Origin of the sequence: Paenibacillus sp. FSL R5-0345, assembly GCF_000758585.1 — a bacterium.
Classification (GTDB): Bacteria; Bacillota; Bacilli; order Paenibacillales; family Paenibacillaceae; genus Paenibacillus_AQ.
The window spans coordinates 364,532-381,936 of sequence record NZ_CP009281.1 but is presented as its reverse complement, the minus strand read 5'-3'; the positions used below and the strand labels follow the sequence as shown (position 1 = coordinate 381,936).

General features: G+C 43.1%; 11 protein-coding genes. 4 read left to right on the top strand and 7 right to left on the bottom strand.

Features of this window, described 5'->3' with window-relative positions; translation table 11 throughout:
• Nucleotides 1-202: 202 nt before the first annotated feature.
• Entirely contained in the window at nt 203-718 is a 516-nt protein-coding gene (locus tag R50345_RS01705; RefSeq protein ID WP_042131787.1) for a nucleotidyltransferase family protein, read from the top strand.
• A gap of 73 nt (nt 719-791) precedes the next feature.
• Here R50345_RS01705 and R50345_RS01700 read toward each other — a convergent pair whose 3' ends face one another.
• On the bottom strand, nt 792-2,309 hold the full coding sequence (locus R50345_RS01700; protein ID WP_052414429.1) for a methyl-accepting chemotaxis protein: 1,518 nt from the start codon (nt 2,307-2,309) through the stop codon (nt 792-794).
• A 190-nt stretch (nt 2,310-2,499) separates the two neighbouring features.
• Between R50345_RS01700 and R50345_RS01695 the strand changes: the two genes are divergently transcribed.
• A complete protein-coding gene (locus R50345_RS01695) occupies nt 2,500-3,597 on the top strand; it encodes a GGDEF domain-containing protein (protein WP_042123552.1) in 1,098 nt (365 codons plus the stop codon).
• A 175-nt stretch (nt 3,598-3,772) separates the two neighbouring features.
• Here R50345_RS01695 and R50345_RS30035 read toward each other — a convergent pair whose 3' ends face one another.
• Complete coding sequence (locus R50345_RS30035; protein ID WP_052414428.1) at nt 3,773-6,901, bottom strand: EAL domain-containing protein; 3,129 nt, start codon at nt 6,899-6,901, stop codon at nt 3,773-3,775.
• 290 nt (nt 6,902-7,191) lie between these two features.
• Here R50345_RS30035 and R50345_RS31550 point away from each other — a divergent pair, with 290 nt between their 5' ends.
• Nucleotides 7,192-7,335, top strand: a complete 144-nt coding sequence (locus R50345_RS31550; protein ID WP_167348483.1) for a hypothetical protein — start codon at nt 7,192-7,194, stop codon at nt 7,333-7,335.
• A 171-nt stretch (nt 7,336-7,506) separates the two neighbouring features.
• Nucleotides 7,507-9,837 carry a septation ring formation regulator EzrA gene (locus R50345_RS01685; RefSeq protein ID WP_042123550.1) on the top strand — a complete coding sequence of 777 codons (2,331 nt, stop codon included), beginning with the start codon at nt 7,507-7,509 and terminating at the stop codon, nt 9,835-9,837.
• Nucleotides 9,838-9,934: 97 nt separating this feature from the next.
• Here R50345_RS01685 and R50345_RS01680 read toward each other — a convergent pair whose 3' ends face one another.
• The 5 genes from R50345_RS01680 to R50345_RS01660 form a co-directional block, all read right to left on the bottom strand.
• Nucleotides 9,935-11,566: an ATP-binding protein gene (locus tag R50345_RS01680; RefSeq protein WP_231574009.1), complete on the bottom strand. Its 1,632-nt coding sequence runs from the start codon at nt 11,564-11,566 to the stop codon at nt 9,935-9,937.
• Between the two features lie 148 nt (nt 11,567-11,714).
• Nucleotides 11,715-12,503 (bottom strand): formate/nitrite transporter family protein, encoded by a 789-nt coding sequence (locus tag R50345_RS01675; protein WP_042123548.1) that lies wholly within the window; start codon nt 12,501-12,503, stop codon nt 11,715-11,717.
• A gap of 338 nt (nt 12,504-12,841) precedes the next feature.
• The gene (locus R50345_RS30030; protein ID WP_052414427.1) at nt 12,842-15,328 is read right to left on the bottom strand and encodes an S-layer homology domain-containing protein; all 2,487 of its coding nucleotides are present in this window, start codon (nt 15,326-15,328) and stop codon (nt 12,842-12,844) included.
• 251 nt (nt 15,329-15,579) lie between these two features.
• Nucleotides 15,580-16,680: a toxic anion resistance protein gene (locus R50345_RS01665; RefSeq protein ID WP_042123546.1), complete on the bottom strand. Its 1,101-nt coding sequence runs from the start codon at nt 16,678-16,680 to the stop codon at nt 15,580-15,582.
• Nucleotides 16,681-16,691: 11 nt separating this feature from the next.
• Nucleotides 16,692-17,405, bottom strand: a complete 714-nt coding sequence (locus tag R50345_RS01660; RefSeq protein WP_375104556.1) for a hypothetical protein — start codon at nt 17,403-17,405, stop codon at nt 16,692-16,694.

Sequence of the window (17,405 nt, the reverse complement as noted above, 5' to 3'; positions counted from 1 at the left end):
CTCCGCCTCCAAAGGACTAGATGTCGACTTATTATAAAGATAGTTCATGCCTCTGTCCATTCAGCCTATCCTTTAATACCTCTATCGAAACTCTTGTTGTATGATATGAACAGAATAAAAGCATACATATACGGAGGTGGGCGGTTTGCAAAAATTAGAACACGAGGCAGATATCATACAGCTTGTACAAAATGATCCCTGGATGATGGATATATTAGAAAATGCTAGATCGTTGCAGTTACCTGACTGGTGGGTTTGCGCTGGCTTTGTGCGTGCAAAAATTTGGGACACCCTTCATGGCTTCGAAGAACGAACACCTTTGCCAGATGTTGATGTTATATATTATGACGACAGCAATCATCAAGAGGATGTGGAAAAGCAATGGGAGGCGAGACTACGAAGCCTGAATCCTGCTGTTCCCTGGTCTGTTAAAAATGAAGCAAGGATGCATACCGTCAATCAACTCCCGCCTTATACATCAGCTGTAGATGCCATCTCCAAGTTTCCGGAAACTGCTACAGCACTCGGGTTATCCTTAGATGAGAACGGTAAGGTTATCCTAGTCGCTCCACACGGAATTTCGGACGTAATTAATGTAGTATTACGACCTACCCCGCATTTTACAGAGAACCCTAGCTTGCTTCCTATTTATGAACAACGGGTTATTAAAAAGAATTGGCAAGCAACTTGGAATCAGCTGCATATTGGCTCTAATTAAAAGCTAGTCTACATTACATTCGGAATAACAAAAGCAAGCCCCCTGTATAAAAGGGCTTGCTTTTGTCGTTTTATTACACCGCTAAATCGATACCTACTACACCAACGACATCTCCCTGACGATTCTTAATCGCTCTGGATAATGTAACACAAGAACGCTTCGTAATCGCTGATACATAAGGCTTCGAAACATATTCACCTTCATTTATGGCCCCATTCCACCAATCCCGCCGCTTGGCATTCAGGAGGCCTGCCGCCGGCTCGGAGTAGATAAAGGTCCCATCGGTCCGATTGGACCAAATGGCTTGCACATCCGGAATTTTCTTAATATAAGAGGTTAGAACACCTTGATGAACTTCAGTATACGGCGAGAACAGCTCTTCCTTCACTGAAATATTCTCCAAGAGACTCTGCATTTCCTGAAGCCGGGCTGCATATTGGCTCATCTCGATTTCTTTTCGGCCTGCTATGCTAGTAACCGATTGCTGCAACGATTGCGACTCCGCCAACAGATTGGCGCTGACTTCGTTCAGCTGACCGATCTGGTTCCGCTGCCGTGTCACCTGTTCCAGCGTAAGATCCACATTAGCAATCGTCTCATTCACGATAGCCACCGCCCCACTCAGCTCCGTTGTCACTTCTACAATCAGCTTGCCCTGCTTCTCGGCAGCATCGATGGTTTCCGTTACGGCGCTGCCAACTTCATCTACTCTCGACGCGATATCATCGAGTCGTAGCTTCACAGTGCCGACCTCGTTCACCCCGCGTTCCACTGAAGCTTGCTCTTTCGTAACGGATTCCAGCACTTGCTGTACTCCGTTATTAATGTCGAGCAAGATGCCAGAGGAACGGTCTACCGAGCTCTTGCTTTGATCTGCCAGCTGCCGGATCCGGCTAGCCACCACTGCAAATCCGCGGCCTTGTTCACCTGCGCGTGCCGCTTCAATGGAAGCATTCAGCGCGAGTAAAGAGGTTTCATCCACAATACTGTTAATAAGCGTATTAATCTCTTCCACCATCGCGATATGGTTACTCAAGGTAGTAAACTTAGCCAACATGTCTCCGCTCTGCATCTGCAGGTCCTTCATCACAGCATCTGCAATGCTCAAGGAATCAACCATGGTTGTCATGCCCTGACGGGCGTATTTCATATTTGATCCCAGTCTCTCCGTTAACTCTTCGATATGTGAAGTAACTGATGCTACTCCGTCCATTGTCTGATAAGCCCCTTCAATATTAGCTTTAGCCTCGTTACTGCGAATCCGCAAATCCATCTCATATTCGTGTGAATAATCAGCTGTCCGCTGCAACTCTTCTGTATGACGGCTAATTTCTTCGAGTGCACCATGCAGTCGGTCCGAAGTAACTACAATCTCATTACCAAGAAGCTCCACTTTACTCTTAGATTCCTTCAGCAGCAATTCTTTACGATAACCATAGCGGGACAAATTCAGTACGACCCAGCCTAGAGAAGCCATAAGCAGAATGATTACCAGCTTATGAATCCAGAACATGTCTATCAACAAACTGTAAACACTGACAAGGAGCAACAGGACAACTACAAAAATCTGGCTTCGACGAATCTGCATCATTATTCCCACTCCACTCGATTGATGTTATGTATTCTGACATTATATCAGCAGAGTTAATTAAAGGAAATACTTTCTATAGTATTCCTTTTCGAACAATTATCCCAAGAGCACTTCATTCATTCGCCGAGAGGGAATCCGTTACTATTGTCGAATATATAAGCATATTGCCACTGGAAAAGAGGAACATATTATGCATGCTACATTTCAAACTCCTCGTCAGACCCATTGGAATCGCGTGCTTCTCAATGCATTCTGGATCATCCTGATTGTGGATCTATGTATTCATTTTTTGGTTTCTCTATGCTTATGGGGCAAACACCCGGACACCACCCTAACCATGGGCAATTTTATAATACAGTCGGTGATTCCTAATTCCATCATAGTGACTTTGATCATTATTCTGGAATGTGTCTATAGATGGAGACCCCTATGGTCTGAGCTAACGATCACAGTGGCGAGCCATATATTTGCACTTCTGATTATCATCAATCTCAGCAATGAACTATATATGATTTCATTAATTATGCTAATGCCACTGCATATATCCATGATCTATATGAAGAAAAGCTATATGATAGCCACTTCTGCCATATGTCTACTGTACACGATCGTTTTATTTATCAAGACCTCGAGTCAAGGGTACATACCGATCACACAAACTATCATTATTGCACTTATTTTTGCAGGTACTGCTCTAGCAGGCTTCGCAGTCATCGGTCGCGGGCGTGATTTGATGCGATCCCTGGAGAACTCGGTAAAGTCAGAACAGGATTTACGCATTCAGAATATAATCATGGACCGACTATCTAAGATTGATCCTCTAACTGATCTTTATAATCATAAGACGTTTCATGAATACTTGGGATGGCTGATCGATCATCAGCAGAGTAATCCATTTCCCATGCAGCTAGCTGTTATGGATATCGACAATTTCAAAAAAGTAAATGACACCTATGGACACTCCGTTGGAGATATCGTATTGCAAAAGGTCGCCGCGATCCTACTCGAACATGTCGGTCCCGATGATTTCGCCGCCCGCTACGGCGGAGAAGAATTTGTCGTCATTCTGACTGCTAAAACCATTGATCATTCTCATGAGATTATGCAGCATATTCTAACAACCATCTCTGATAACCCTTTTGCGGAAATGGATGGAAAAAGCGTAACCGTCAGTATCGGTATGCATGATTTCACAGGTACTGATTCCAAGAATTCTACGTTTCAGAAGGCAGATGATGCACTTTACGAGGCTAAGAACACAGGGAAGAATAAAATCGTAATCAGCTAAAGACTGAACACAAGCAAAAACGCCTTCGACGTCCCTAATGGACGGTAAGCGTTTATGCGAGAAATGTAAGGATAATATATAGCGTGAGACTTATAAATTCTTATATTTGAATAAATAAGCCCACTGATATTTTCATGGGCTTGTTTGTGTTCATCTATAAGTATGAATCTAACAGCTATATTCCATAGTGCCTCTGAGTTTCCAAAAGCTCTACTACTGCCTGCTTTGGTACAGGTCTGCTAATCAGGTAGCCTTGAACTTTGTCGCAGCCTATCAACTTGAGGAAATCCATCTGGCTAACCTCTTCTACCCCCTCCGCTACAACCTCTAGTCCCATATTATGCCCCAGTTGTATAATCAACTGCACAAAAGACTTGCTGTTAGCTTCTTCTTCTGAGAGCGAATCAATAAAGGTTTTATCCATCTTGAGGGTTGAAATCGGCAATTGCTGCAAATAACTAAGGGACGAATACCCCGTTCCGAAATCATCCAAGGCGATACTGATGCCCTTAGATTTTAGAAACCGCAGATCACCCAAGATACTCTCATTAAATGATTTCATGAAAATAGACTCCGTAATTTCCAACTCAAGACAGCTTGGCTTTAAACCACTTACAGCCAGACTATCCTGTACCATCTCGATAAAATCGTTCTGGAATAGCTGAATAATCGAAATGTTAACCGATATTTTATAAGGAACACCTGTACGATCTTGAATGCCTTTCATAAAGACGCAAGATTCTCGAAGCACCCATTCACCAATATCGATGATCAGTCTGGAATCCTCAGCAATTTTTATAAATGAAAGCGGAGATACAGAGCCAAGCGTTGGACTATTCCAACGAATTAGGGCTTCAAAGCCTGAAATGAATCCGGACTGAATATCCAGCTGTGGCTGATAGTACACTTCAAACTCATTATTGTACATAGCACTGCGCAAATGCTTCTCTATATTCATTCGTTCATTAAACGCTGTATGCATCGATTTGTCATAGACTACATAAGTTCCCTTACCATCCTCTTTGGCACGATACATCGCCACATCTGCATTGCTCAGAATTTGTTCGGCCGTCTCCCCATCCTCTGGATAAAAAGAAATTCCGACGCTTAGCGAAACGTATAGATTACTCTCTCCTATCACAAAGGACTGTCTGAACGATCTCATAATACGCTCTGCTAGGTTCAATACATCCTCACGGTCTTCTGTATCCTTAATAAAAACAACAAATTCATCTCCACCTAGCCGTGAGAGCATATCTCCTTCCTGCATCAATGACTGCAATCTCTTACTAGCCTTCTGAATGAGTACATCCCCGGATTTATGACCCAATGTATCGTTGATGTATTTAAAATTATCTGAATCTAGAAATAATAGTGCAAATTTTCCGCCCGGACGCTGTAGGTATTTCTCCATCGACTCCAGAAGGCATAAACGGTTAGGCAAATTGCTAAGCTCATCCACATAAGCCAGACGATGTATATATTTCTGATTGTCTAGAAGCATATTATATTGCACTTGAAGCTCCTGTTGAGTGGTCGCAAGCTGCTCATAGGTCGCTTCAAGTTCTTGGTAGCTGTTGCTTAGTTTAAGCTCAGCCTGCTTCCGCTCGCTGATATCAATCAAAGAGCCCACGAATAACAGAACTTTATCCCTTGGATTAAGGGTAGCCTTGCCTCTGACTTCAAACCACACAATTTGATTATCTTTGGTAAGCATCCGAAATTCCGTTTCGAAAATAGATGTAATACCTTTCAAGTGATCTCGTTTAATTTTAAGGGTTGAAGCAAGGTCATCGGGATGAACTATACTTAACGCTCCATCTTCAAACGAATTGATTTCATCCTTCATGTAGCCCATGAGTTCATACCATCGATCTGATAAATTAAAACGTCTCGCCTCCAAATCAAACTCCCACATATATGCACCAGAACCTTCTGAGGTAAGCCGGAAACGTCGTTCACTGATTTGGAGCTTATTAAACTGTTCCTGCAGATCGACCTCTGTCGCTGACAACTCTTCATAAGTAGCTTCTAGTTCCTCATAACTTAGCTGCAGATTTAGCTCATTCTGTTTACGTTCATCGATATCCACACCAACAAGTACAAAGATATCGCCCGCCTGCTTATCTAGCCCTTTTAATAAAGTTGTCCGGAATGAGAAATAGCGCGCTTCAGGTGATTGATCTGGAAGTTTAATTTCTACGTTGCTAACATATTCGAGCCGTATTGCCCGTTCCAGTAGCTCCCGGAAAATAGCAGCACTACCCTTCAGACCATCAATATCCTCAAGATTTACGCCCAGTACCTCTTTCTCTCTTAAACCTGTCATCCGCTCAGCGAACTTGTTAAACCGGACTACTGTTTTATCTGCCTGTACCGCCCAGACCACCATGCCGCTATGCTCTATAACATCCTCAAAAAATTGATGTTCCGAATAAACAGCACGCCGTAAACGATTTATATACAATTTAAGCAGGATTAAACTAAGAATAAGCAGACAGAATAGAACGATTATTCCGTAAGCTATTCTCTTGTGGATCATACCTTTATAATAATCAGAATGAACGTAGAAATAGTTCTGGTACAATTCTTCATAAGCACCCGAATGCTGCAATTCGTTCAATCTCTCGTTAATATAAGAAACCAACTCCGGTGTGGATTTACTGACTGCAAATGCTACATCCCTGGGGTAGAGATCGCTCAATTCCTTTATAATATCCTTCGTTTCCCCCTGTTCATCGAGCAGATAATCGACCACCCCTTGATTCTCAAATAGAAGGTCGATCTCTCCTTTTTCAAGAGCCTTTAAAGCCTCAGGAACCGTTGCATATTCTACGTAATCATTAATCCCTAATTTCCCGTTTAGTACCGTCTCCGAATACTGCCCGTTTCCTAGACCTATCTTATATCGTTCTAGTGTTTTTAAATTAATCTCACCCTCAAGCCCTCGCCTTGCGTAGATGGAAATATAGCTTTTGAAAACAGTGTCTGAAAATAGCACCTCTTGCTTTCGTTTTTCTGTAATTGCCATTAGACCCGCAGTCTCGATATCTCCCTGAACCAGCCGACTATACACATTCTCCAACTTCCCTGTACTATAGTGGACGTCGTAATCCTGCTTCTCAAAGATCAAACTACTCAATTCAATATCAAAACCGGTCATGTACCCATCTTTCTCATATTTATAAGGTGGATATCCCAACTCTACTTGATATTCTATCTCCTTTCTTTCGGCGTGAATGGCAGTAGGAGGTAAGAGCATAAATAGAATGCTAATCAGAAGCAACAGTTTACCCTGCTTCATCGCTCATCCCCCTTTTTACTGATTTTACAGTAATAGCCTAAATAATATTCGACAAAATATGGCAATATCCCTGCTATTCACGTCCATGTCACACAATATACGCAAATCCTATCGATGACCCTTCCCTTTGTAAATTATATAAAATTACGGATGCTACATTTTTATATTGCTTTTTAGATGGAAAATGTGGATAATAGCAATAATGAAATAAGTTGATAATGATTATCATTATTAAAGAAGTTATTGATTTCACTTTACTATATTTAAGTTAAAAAGGAGACTGATCACCCATGAACGTTACCTCTACCCGAACAACACTACAGGTTGACGATTATCTGGATCTGCTCAATCTTGCCGTTAAAGTTGGAGATTTAAAATGGCAAAAAGAAATTAAATCCAGATTGCAATACATCCTCTGTCTGCCGACAAGATAGCCCTTCTGAATATTCGCCGCATTCCTTTTAGGGAATGCGGCTTTTTTTGCTGGTATAACTCGCGGATATGTAAGAATAGGAAGATCCCCGGGTCCCTGATGGTTAATGATATAGTATAATTATTAGCATAATATATTGAATACAAAGTCCTTCAGATTGGAGCGTGTCAGCTTGAAAAAGTATATAGCTTTATTCTTATTAATCAGCGTGTTATGGGTACCCGGTGCATATGCCGCCGTAATTCCTACTCAGCAGGGATTAGTTACTGATAGCGCTGGAATGTTTAGCTCCGCAGAAGCGAAATCCATTTCTGCTGCCGCCACTGGGGATCTCGTTACTATGCATGTACTCACCGTAGATTCCTTAAACGGCACTCCAGCCGATAAGTACGCTGATGAAACTTATGCCTCATGGGGACTGTCCACACGCGATATTCTCTTGCTAATCTCCGCTGGCGATCAGTCCATTGAACTGAATTTTAACAACCCAGGCTTTCAAAACTCGTTAAATGCCTGGTCCCAGAATCAGGGGGGGAGCTCAGGAAATGCTGCCATTACAGCGTTACTTGATACTTATTTCATACCTTATGCCAGAGAAGGAGACTTCGCTGGAGGGACAAAGGCCTTAATTAAAGCGGTCCATTCCATCGGAGATAGCACCGGAAATGCTGGAGGAAACGCAGGAAGTGGCAGTGCAATTGGCAGTACGAACGGCGGTTTAGAGAACGGCACCTCCAGCAATCCAGGAACCTCAGTCAGTTCCGAAAGCCGCTCCAGTAGCTCCATGTTCAAGATTGCTGCCATTGTAATTGGAACCGTACTAATCCTACTTGTGCTCTTTATAGTGATCACAGGTCTGCGTCGACGTAAACAGCTAAGCGAGCAACAGGAACAGTTATCCAATTTGCTTGTACAAGCGAATCGAGCATTGGAATCATTAAAGCCATTTCAGGGGATCGTTCAGGGCAAAACCGAGGTGCTGGTAGAAGGCATTTCAAAACGACTGTCTGCAAAGCTCGTTGAAATCTCTTCGCTGCAAAGTGATGGGCAAGGTACACAGCCACCCTTCTATCGTCTGAATGCCCTTAAAGCTGCCGTGGAACAATTGCAGCAGACAGAGGCATCCTTCCGCACAGCGCTTGAGGAGGAAGAGAAGAACATTGCAGTTATCAGTGAAGCAGATCGCAACGTTAAACAACGCATCACAGAGCTTAAAGAGGATACGCCAGAGCTTGAAGAGCAGCTGCAAGATGCGGTTAAAGAAACTGGTTATGCACTTCAAGAAATTGTTGAAGAGCTTAAGGAGCTTGCCGAGGAGACCTCAAAAGCAGATCAATTAGAGCTCTTTGACCCTATTGCTGCACAAGAAATTACCGAGGATGCGCAAGAGCGCCAAGAAAAAATTGAACAAGACCTGAAGGATGTCGATCTCTATGATGATAAGCTAAACCATTTCCCTACGGTATTAGCTGCATCCCGTGCGAAAATCACAAGCATCATCGAACAGAATTCACTCCATAACATGAAGATAAAACCTTATGACCGTCTGGAGCAGGCCCGAGTAGAGTCGCTGACTCTTGAAGCACCGCTACGCGCAGGAGATATGGATGAGGTGCGCAGGATTGGCGCCAATCTTGATCTTCTCCTGGATGAGGCTGTTGCTATGACAGAACAACAAGCACTTCTTCGGCAGAATAACCACAGAGATTTAGAGACATTCCGCACCGAATGGAGCCAATTAAAGCAGCGGCGAGACGGACTGCAGAGCCGGATTACAGAAGCACGAATATATTTTGAAGAACAACATGTAGCAACTGTGGAGAACATTCTAACAGAGTGGAGCACTCGCCTTCGGGAGGGTGCAAGTGAAGTGGCGCAGATTGAGAATTGGACCAGCGATGAACGCGGGGAATATGACAAGGCCCACAATGCGCTTGAGCAGTTGCTATCCTTACTGGATGAGGCTGCAAGACAGTTCGATGGTATCTCGGAGAGTCTAAATGCACTCCATGAAAGACTGGATAAGGTCACTCGCCTGTTCTCTGAAGGGCAAAGCCGGGTGGAAACCACCCAGCGAATGCTGCATAGCAGAGGGTTATCCTCTAGAATTCGCTTCGAGCTATCCTTATTGCCAGAATTCAGTGCACTGGAGCATCGCCTGACGTCCCGGCCTTACAATCTTGAGGAACTGGAGTCCCTAAGCCGTTCTTATGATTCGCAGATCACTTCCTTTGTAAATGAAGCGAACCGACTCGTTCGCCAGAAGGAAGAGGAAGAACGGCTAGCCCAATTAGCTATGATGAGAGAACAGCAACGTCGTGCACAGGCCCGCAAGCGGATGTCCTCTGGTCCCCCTTCCTCGGGCGGATTTGGTGGAGGACGTTCCTCCGGTGGTTCTTCCTGGGGCGGAGGCGGCGGTGGTGGCAAATCCTCCGGCGGCTCTTCTTGGGGTGGCGGCGGAGGAAAGTCCGGCCGAAATTCATCAGGCGGATCCAAGTGGTAGTCCATCTCCATAATAAAAGACTCTTCCAGCCTGCTTGGAAGAGTCTTTTATTATGAATTAAGGCTTGTACGACGGAGTTATAGCCAAGATAAACCCTTTATTTTATCGGCAGATAAATCGTAACAGTTGTACCTACACCCTCTTCACTAGCTATGACCACGCGGCCTCTATGTGCAGAAACTATTTTTTTAACAATCATGATTCCAAGTCCATTACCATCCCCTCTGGTCGTGTGGAAAGGCTGACCTAATTTATCCAACACTTCCTGGTTCATACCCTCTCCGTTGTCTGTGAAGGTAATCGTCTGGTATCCATTCTCCACATCTAGAGCTACTGTAATGCTTCCACCAAAAGGCAAGGCTTCCATTGAGTTTCTTAGGATGTTTAGGAAGATTTGTTTGATCTGATTGCGGTCACACAAGATTGTGGCATCATTATGGAATTGCGTGTTTAACGATATATTATTCATCTCCACTTGAATTGCAAAGATGCTAAGCACTTCCTCCAGAATCGCACTACATTGTTCTATCCTATAATGCGCAGCCTGCGGTCTACCCAGTATAAGGAACTCACTCACAATGAGGTTCATTCTTTCCACTTCTGACATAATAAGATCATAATGGAGCAGTTGCGAATCTTTATTGGCCAGTTGAAGCATCCCTTTAACTGTGGTCAGCGGATTTCGAATCTCATGCGCAATACTCATGGCCAGTTGTCCAGCGACCACTAGCTTCTCTGTATTGCGCAGCACTTCTTCCGTTTTTTTCATCTCTGTAATATTACGAAGACTCCCAATCACACGAGCCAAGCATGCATTCGAGTCGTAAACCGGAAGCACATCCAGCATATAATGCTCAAACAAACCGTTACTTTCTTGAATCACTTCCAGCCCAGCACATGCCTCTTGCTGAAGAATGACATGCTGAAAATAAGAGCCCACATTCCGAATTTCAAAAACACTGGCACCGATAACAGATTCTTGATGTTCACCATCCAAATGAAGCATATTTAAGCAGTTCTCATTTATATTGACGATCGTTCCGAGTTCATCCGTTATAATAACGCCTAAGTAATTAGTATCCAATAGGATTCGGTTTAAAAGCTGAAGCTCAGCATTTCCTCTACGCAGCAAAATTTCGCGTTCGATGGAGTCAGCCATGGTACAGAGCAAAGGTAATAGGTGGGGATGAGCCACATCTATATCCGCCATAAATGATATCGTCCCCAAAATCTCACGCCCATCCTCTTTATAAAAAGGAGCCGTACAGCACACTAAACGATGAAGAATATGATGATAATGGTCTTGCCCCTTCAACTGAAAAGGCCGCTGATATTCGAGACACAAAGCAATCGAATTCGTACCCACTTCTTTGTTTAGCTGCACACCTTCTTTGATACCAATCTGCCCTACGAGATCAATAATCGTCGGATCCCCTTTGAACGCCAATAGATAACCTGCATCATCCGATATCGTAACAAGGATCGGATTGCCTTTTACTGAAGAAAGAAACTTATTCACAAAAAAATCGATAACTTCAATCACTTCACTATATACATGGAGTTGTGACCCCAATTCATCTGCAGCATAACATTTTGGAAAAATAGGAGGCTGCTCAGGGTCTATTCCTTGATCAATGCAATGCTGATTGGAAGCCTTAATAATAGTCTCATCCGTCAGTATCCCTGTTGTCTTTTCCAAAGCCTTACCCCATTCTGTATGAATCTTCAATTTTGTAATACTAATATGTATTCTACTTCTTTGCCTCTAATCCTTTTGAACCCTAAAAAATCAAAAAATCCCAATGGCGAATAAATTTCTTGCAGCACAAAAAAACTCCGCCCTTTTAGAGAGCGAAGTTACGCGTTAACCGAGCTTCTTAGTGCTTTGTATCGTCCAGAAAAGGTTTGTTCACATAATAATACATAACCCCCATCAGAACTCCACCACCAATTAGATTGCCGATTGTAACAGGCACAAGATTATGTACCACACCGGCCCACGAAACCGTTCCAGGATGGTCAAGGACCAATGCAATCGCAAAGGTACACATATTAGCAATACTATGCTCATAACCGGAGATAAAAAAACAGAATACGAATAAGACCATTGCGAACATCCTAGCCCCATCGCCTTTAATATTCATCGGTATGAAAAAAGCCATACACACGAGCCAGTTACAGAGGATAGCACGGAAAAAAAGCTGACCTGCCGGAGCCCCCATTTTATGCTCAACCACATATAGCAAAAATCCATTTACATCAGAACTGTAAAACAGTCCTGTTAAAAAAATCAATAATGCAAATACAGCAGCACCAAGGATATTACCGATATAACTCATAACCCACATGCGTACAACCTCGGACCATTTCATTTTACGTCTCAAAGCTGTATACGTGTAATAAAAGGTATCTCCGGTAAATAAGTCCCCTCCACCGTATGAGATAAGGATAATCGCTGCTCCAAAAGTAATTGCAGCCATCGGATACGCAAATGGTGAATGCTCCATATAGAAATAGTTACCTGTCTTGAAGGCTACAATTACACCAAACCCGATAAACATACTGGCCAGCATGGCTCTGGCAATATAACGCATTATACTTTGCCGAAAGATTTTCTGTTTCTTGAGTGCCAATTGTTCAACCTGAAGCAGCGCCTCGTTCTCCATGTGACCTCCTTAGGGATTTTGGTATTTCCAGCTAGTTAAGGTAAGGGCTAATCGTACAGCCTTGAGTTATTATACCCAATAACCCGCTGGAAATTACTTGAACCAAGTTGTGGTTGAAAATCCCCGAATTTCTTAGAGGAATTGATGTTAATTCCCGCTAACTGTCGTCATTCAATTTGGCTATCGCTTCTGCTTTTTCGCTGCTGGCTACGATGATAAGCACGAGTATCAAACACCCTAAGATCATATGCCTATCCCCACTTTCTACACATGTAGTCTTGTGACAACTTATGTATGAGGATAGGGCTTTATGATTGCTGTGAGTTCTTGTTCCCTTATTAGTCTTTCAGGACCCCTGTGTAATAGCTTATTGCCTTATAATCTTTATCATAAAAAATAACGATATATTCTTCTGTCTGTCCATTTAAAGCCGGATCAGAAGAATTGAAAACGGCCATTCCTTGATAGACCTGATTCAAATTCTTGACCACATTTTCGACCGTAAAAGCTTGTTCTTTTTCCAGCATCGATCTTGATGTGACTGTGAAATATACAGCCTCCCGGTGTGCGCGTACGTAGTTTTGGACATCAATAAAGTCTACACGTCCGCCGTTGCCATAATGACGTTCCATAGTCACTCCATCCAACACTTGAACCGCAGAATTGTCCCATGCTGGAGAAAGGGCTGAAAAGTTCATCTGCTTTGTCGTATAGCGCAGTGGCTTATCTGCCTTATCGTAATAAACTATCGTTACGTTATAATCACCTATCTTATCCCGAATAGGCAGTAGTATTGTATTAATCTCCGAAAAAGCATATTTACCGTAAATACTAGGAGCCTCTAAATCGTTCCCAGTGATCGGATTTTTAGTAATATAGTAAGAAAAGCTTCCAATCTCTCTTCTTAAAGTATCCGGGAAGTCTATAGTATACGCATTAACTAACGTACCGTTGAGGTGAAATTCTCTAATACCAATATAGGAAGAGACAAGCGCGAGGTTCTGTAACGGCCCTGATTTCTTAAGTATTTCAAGAGTTTCTTGAGCATTCATAAGTTTCACTTTACGCTGCTCACTAATCCTCCCACGGAGTGATTCATTAAGTGCCTCATAGGCTCTAGTGGCCCTATTTATAGTATCCTCTTCCTTCAACCCTAGACTGATCGGAATATCGTCAATCCTCTTCTCGGCGGCTTCAACTGCCAATTCGTCACTTAATTGAACTTTTCCTTCGTAATAAGCGATAGCCTTCAAATTGGTGTCATAGAACACAATCATATATTCTGCTTCATTGTAGGTTTTATAGTTATAATAGGATTCGTAAACAATAGGAATATACCCTGGTGATGTTGCCCCGCCGGAAGAATAAGTAGTTTCAACCACTCTAATTCGATTGCTTTTGTATAAAGTACGCGAGGCAGAAATACTATCATTAAGTTGAGGGTTCTGATCCAAATCCTTGTAATACTTAGGATAAATCGTATAAGAAACCGCATTACCATTTAACTGTGCAAAAGCATTTGTAACATCAATAATATCAGAATAGTATTCCCCTGGATTTATCCAACCGTCATAGATAAATTTTTCTTGTGTAATGGTTACTCCACTTTCTAACTTCACCATGTCACTGGCTTGCTCCGTTTGCGAGAACTTCAAGTTCATCTTTTGGGTGTAGTATCCTGTAATTTCTTCTTTATGGTTTCTAACAACAACCGATACATACTTTTCTCCATCTCCACCTCCATCTATATAACTAGAAGACACCGTGATTTCGGGCATAAGTCGAGCTGTATAACCGGACATAGTTATATATGAGTTAAGATTAGTAAGGCCCCAGCGGAGATCCCTGTCATTAATCGGCTCGGATGTAATATAGTAAGTGATCTGATCATTTTGATTCACTATTGTGTCAAAAACTTTACTAAAGTCAACTTTCAGATAAACGGAATTTGTGACTGACTCATTTGGAGTAGATGTAATATGAATATCTAAGGCGGGCAATTCTTTTATAGGCATTGTAGGTTCAGGGGTTGACGTTGGTGAAGCAGTGGGTGTGGGTGTAGCGGTTGGAGTAGAAGTTGCCTCAGATTGACCACCACCAGCACCACCAGCACCACCAGCACCACCAGCACCACCAGCGGATGCTGCAGTTGCCGTTGCCGTTGGCGCAACACTAGGCAAAGAAGTTGTAACTGGAGAAGCTGTCGGCAACACTATATGTGTAAGAGCCTCAGCGGAATCAATCAGTGTCAAGGACTCTGCACGGGTTAATGCCTGTCCAGGCGCAAAAGTCCCATTAGGGTATCCTTTCAGAACACCGGCTTTAACTGCTGAAGCAACGCTTTCTTTGCTCCATGCAGCAATTTGTCCAGCATCGCTAAACACCTTCAGCTCATCAACACTCCCCCCTTCCAGTTTCAACAGTCTGCTAATAATGACTGCTGCTTCCTGGCGGTTAATTGGAGCATTCGGACGCATCTCGTTGTTAAATCCTTGGATATATCCGGCTTCAACTGCTCTCGCTATCTCATTATATGCCCAGTTAGTAGAAGGCACATCATCGTAACTAATCTTAGCTAGCTTCGTATAATTAAACGCACGGTTGACCAATGTCATAAACTCAGCTCTTGTTATGGTTTGATTTGGCTTTACAGAGCCATCTTCAAAACCCTTCAACTTGCCGCTGTCTAACCAGCTATCAATAGCTTTTTGAGCCCAATGGCCTTCGTAATCCTTGCTATTTTGTGCTGTTACTACCCCTAAAGAACTAAAAAGCATACTTACGCCCAGTGCACCAGCTAATATTCCCCTAAACTTTCTGCCCATCCATTTACCCCTCCCAATAGGTATGCCCGTTTCTCTTGAAACAGCGCATGATAAAGCCGATCCTTTCATCTTAGGTGCACCTGAGCATCAATAAATCCATCAGATCTTTACCATAATATCTCATGAGAAAATTTTAGTAAATTGGAATATATTATAATTAATGTTGAAAAAAGAACAAAGAAAAAAGCCTGCTGAAAAATTCAACAGGCTTTACATCCTATACTGTGTATTCATGCGAATTTCAGAAACAATTAGTTCAAGAAGCTGCTAAGTTGACTCTCAGCCTCTCCTTGCTTCAGCGCCTGCGGCTTGTCCGCCTCATTCAATCCTAAACGATTGCCTAGTTGAGTATTGATTGCCGTCATTTTAGACGTATAATCCTGGCAGCTTTCAATAATACGACGGTTAGACTGTTCTGAAGTGTCTAAAGCGCTAAGCAAATCGCCGATCGCTTGGTTCACAGCTTCCATGGACATAGAAGGCTTAGATAGCAACTCGGTTGTTTTCTCCGTAGTGGTACGCAGTAGACGTGCATTTTCTTTAAATTGATCTTCAATCGTCTTATTCGTCGCTTCAACAGCGTTGATGACGTTCTCCTGATCCGCTAACGACATCGCAATCATTGCCGATACTGTAATTAAATTAGAGGTCTTATCAATGGCGTTATTCACAGAATCAATCAACTTATCATTATTGTCGTTGATGATATCTGTAGCAGCAATCGCTTGATTGTACAGCAGAATCATCTCTGTCATCGACTGAATACGAACCATCACTTTACGTAGACCACGCTCAAGATACGCTTTACGGAACTCATTCTCTGGCTTCGCGATCTCCACCTCGAACAGCTCTTTCAGCTTATTGCCGAAGGCAATTTTGGTCTGTAGGTTATAAATTTCTTCCATGGAGGTACGTTTTAGCTGACGCATATTCACAATGCTCTCTTCGAGGGTATCTCTACCGTCGCGAAGCCCTGTAACAATGGCATCAATGTTCGTGCGGACCGACTGATATTTGTACACATAGTTCTTCATCGGACTCTTACGCAGCATCTTGCCGAAGAAGCTCACATTCTTACTCTGCTGCAGATTCTCACATTCGTTCCGCAGTTTCATAATCATGTTAGGCACTTCAACACGTTTGCCTGACATCAGGTCATTCACTGGACGATCCAGCAGCTTCAAGGTTTGTCCTGCTTTTTCCTGCGTCTTAACTCCAAGCTTACCGATATCATCCATCAAGGAATCTAGTGTAACAGTATCCGTTTGGGATACCTTTTCAATTAATTGTGCCGCTTCCTCGACTACCTTTTGTTCATCTTCTTTTTTTAATTGGATCAACTGCGTGGACATGGGATTCCCTCCTATAGTTCGGAACTGCTGTACCGCTGATGAATCAGTTCCGCCTTCGTCTGAAGTTCCATCAGGTCTTTATGTTCGATCGTGGACGCAATATCCGATATTTTGGAATCGACATCTCTTAGACCGTTCAGCAGCATTCTCCGATTCTTCGTCTTTGCTTCACCGCCTAGGCGTAAGAACGGATTGATTACACCATTTAAATCCTTCAGAATCAATCTGCGGACCGTATGATTAATCTCGCCGTTATTCAGCTCCTGCAGCAGTGGAATTACACGTTGAAGCCTCGCGAAGAGCGCCAATGATTTCTCGACAATTTCATTGTCCAGCGTATCCTTCTGCCCTTCTGAGATAATCATATCTTCCAGAATGCTAAGATACTCCACAACCGGAGCGAACTCCGGTCCAATCTTCACAGCGTCCTCCGTTTTACCGTCATAGCCGTGAATACCTGATGTAGTATCATTTGCTGCGTTGCTTAATTGTGGAGCGCTCGCAGCGGGCGGCGGAGCAATTGGTGCCGTCACGGGACCTGCTGGCAACACCTCCGCCGGTAGATTAGTTCTTGGACTTCTCGTGACTAGAGCACCTATCCCTGCACCCGCTAAAGGCAACAGCAAAGAGATGAACTCAGGCAGAAGAGAGCTCGTTAATACAGCGACAACATAACCGATACCGGCGTAAAGTAATACTTTTGATTTAAACTGAATTGTTCTCAC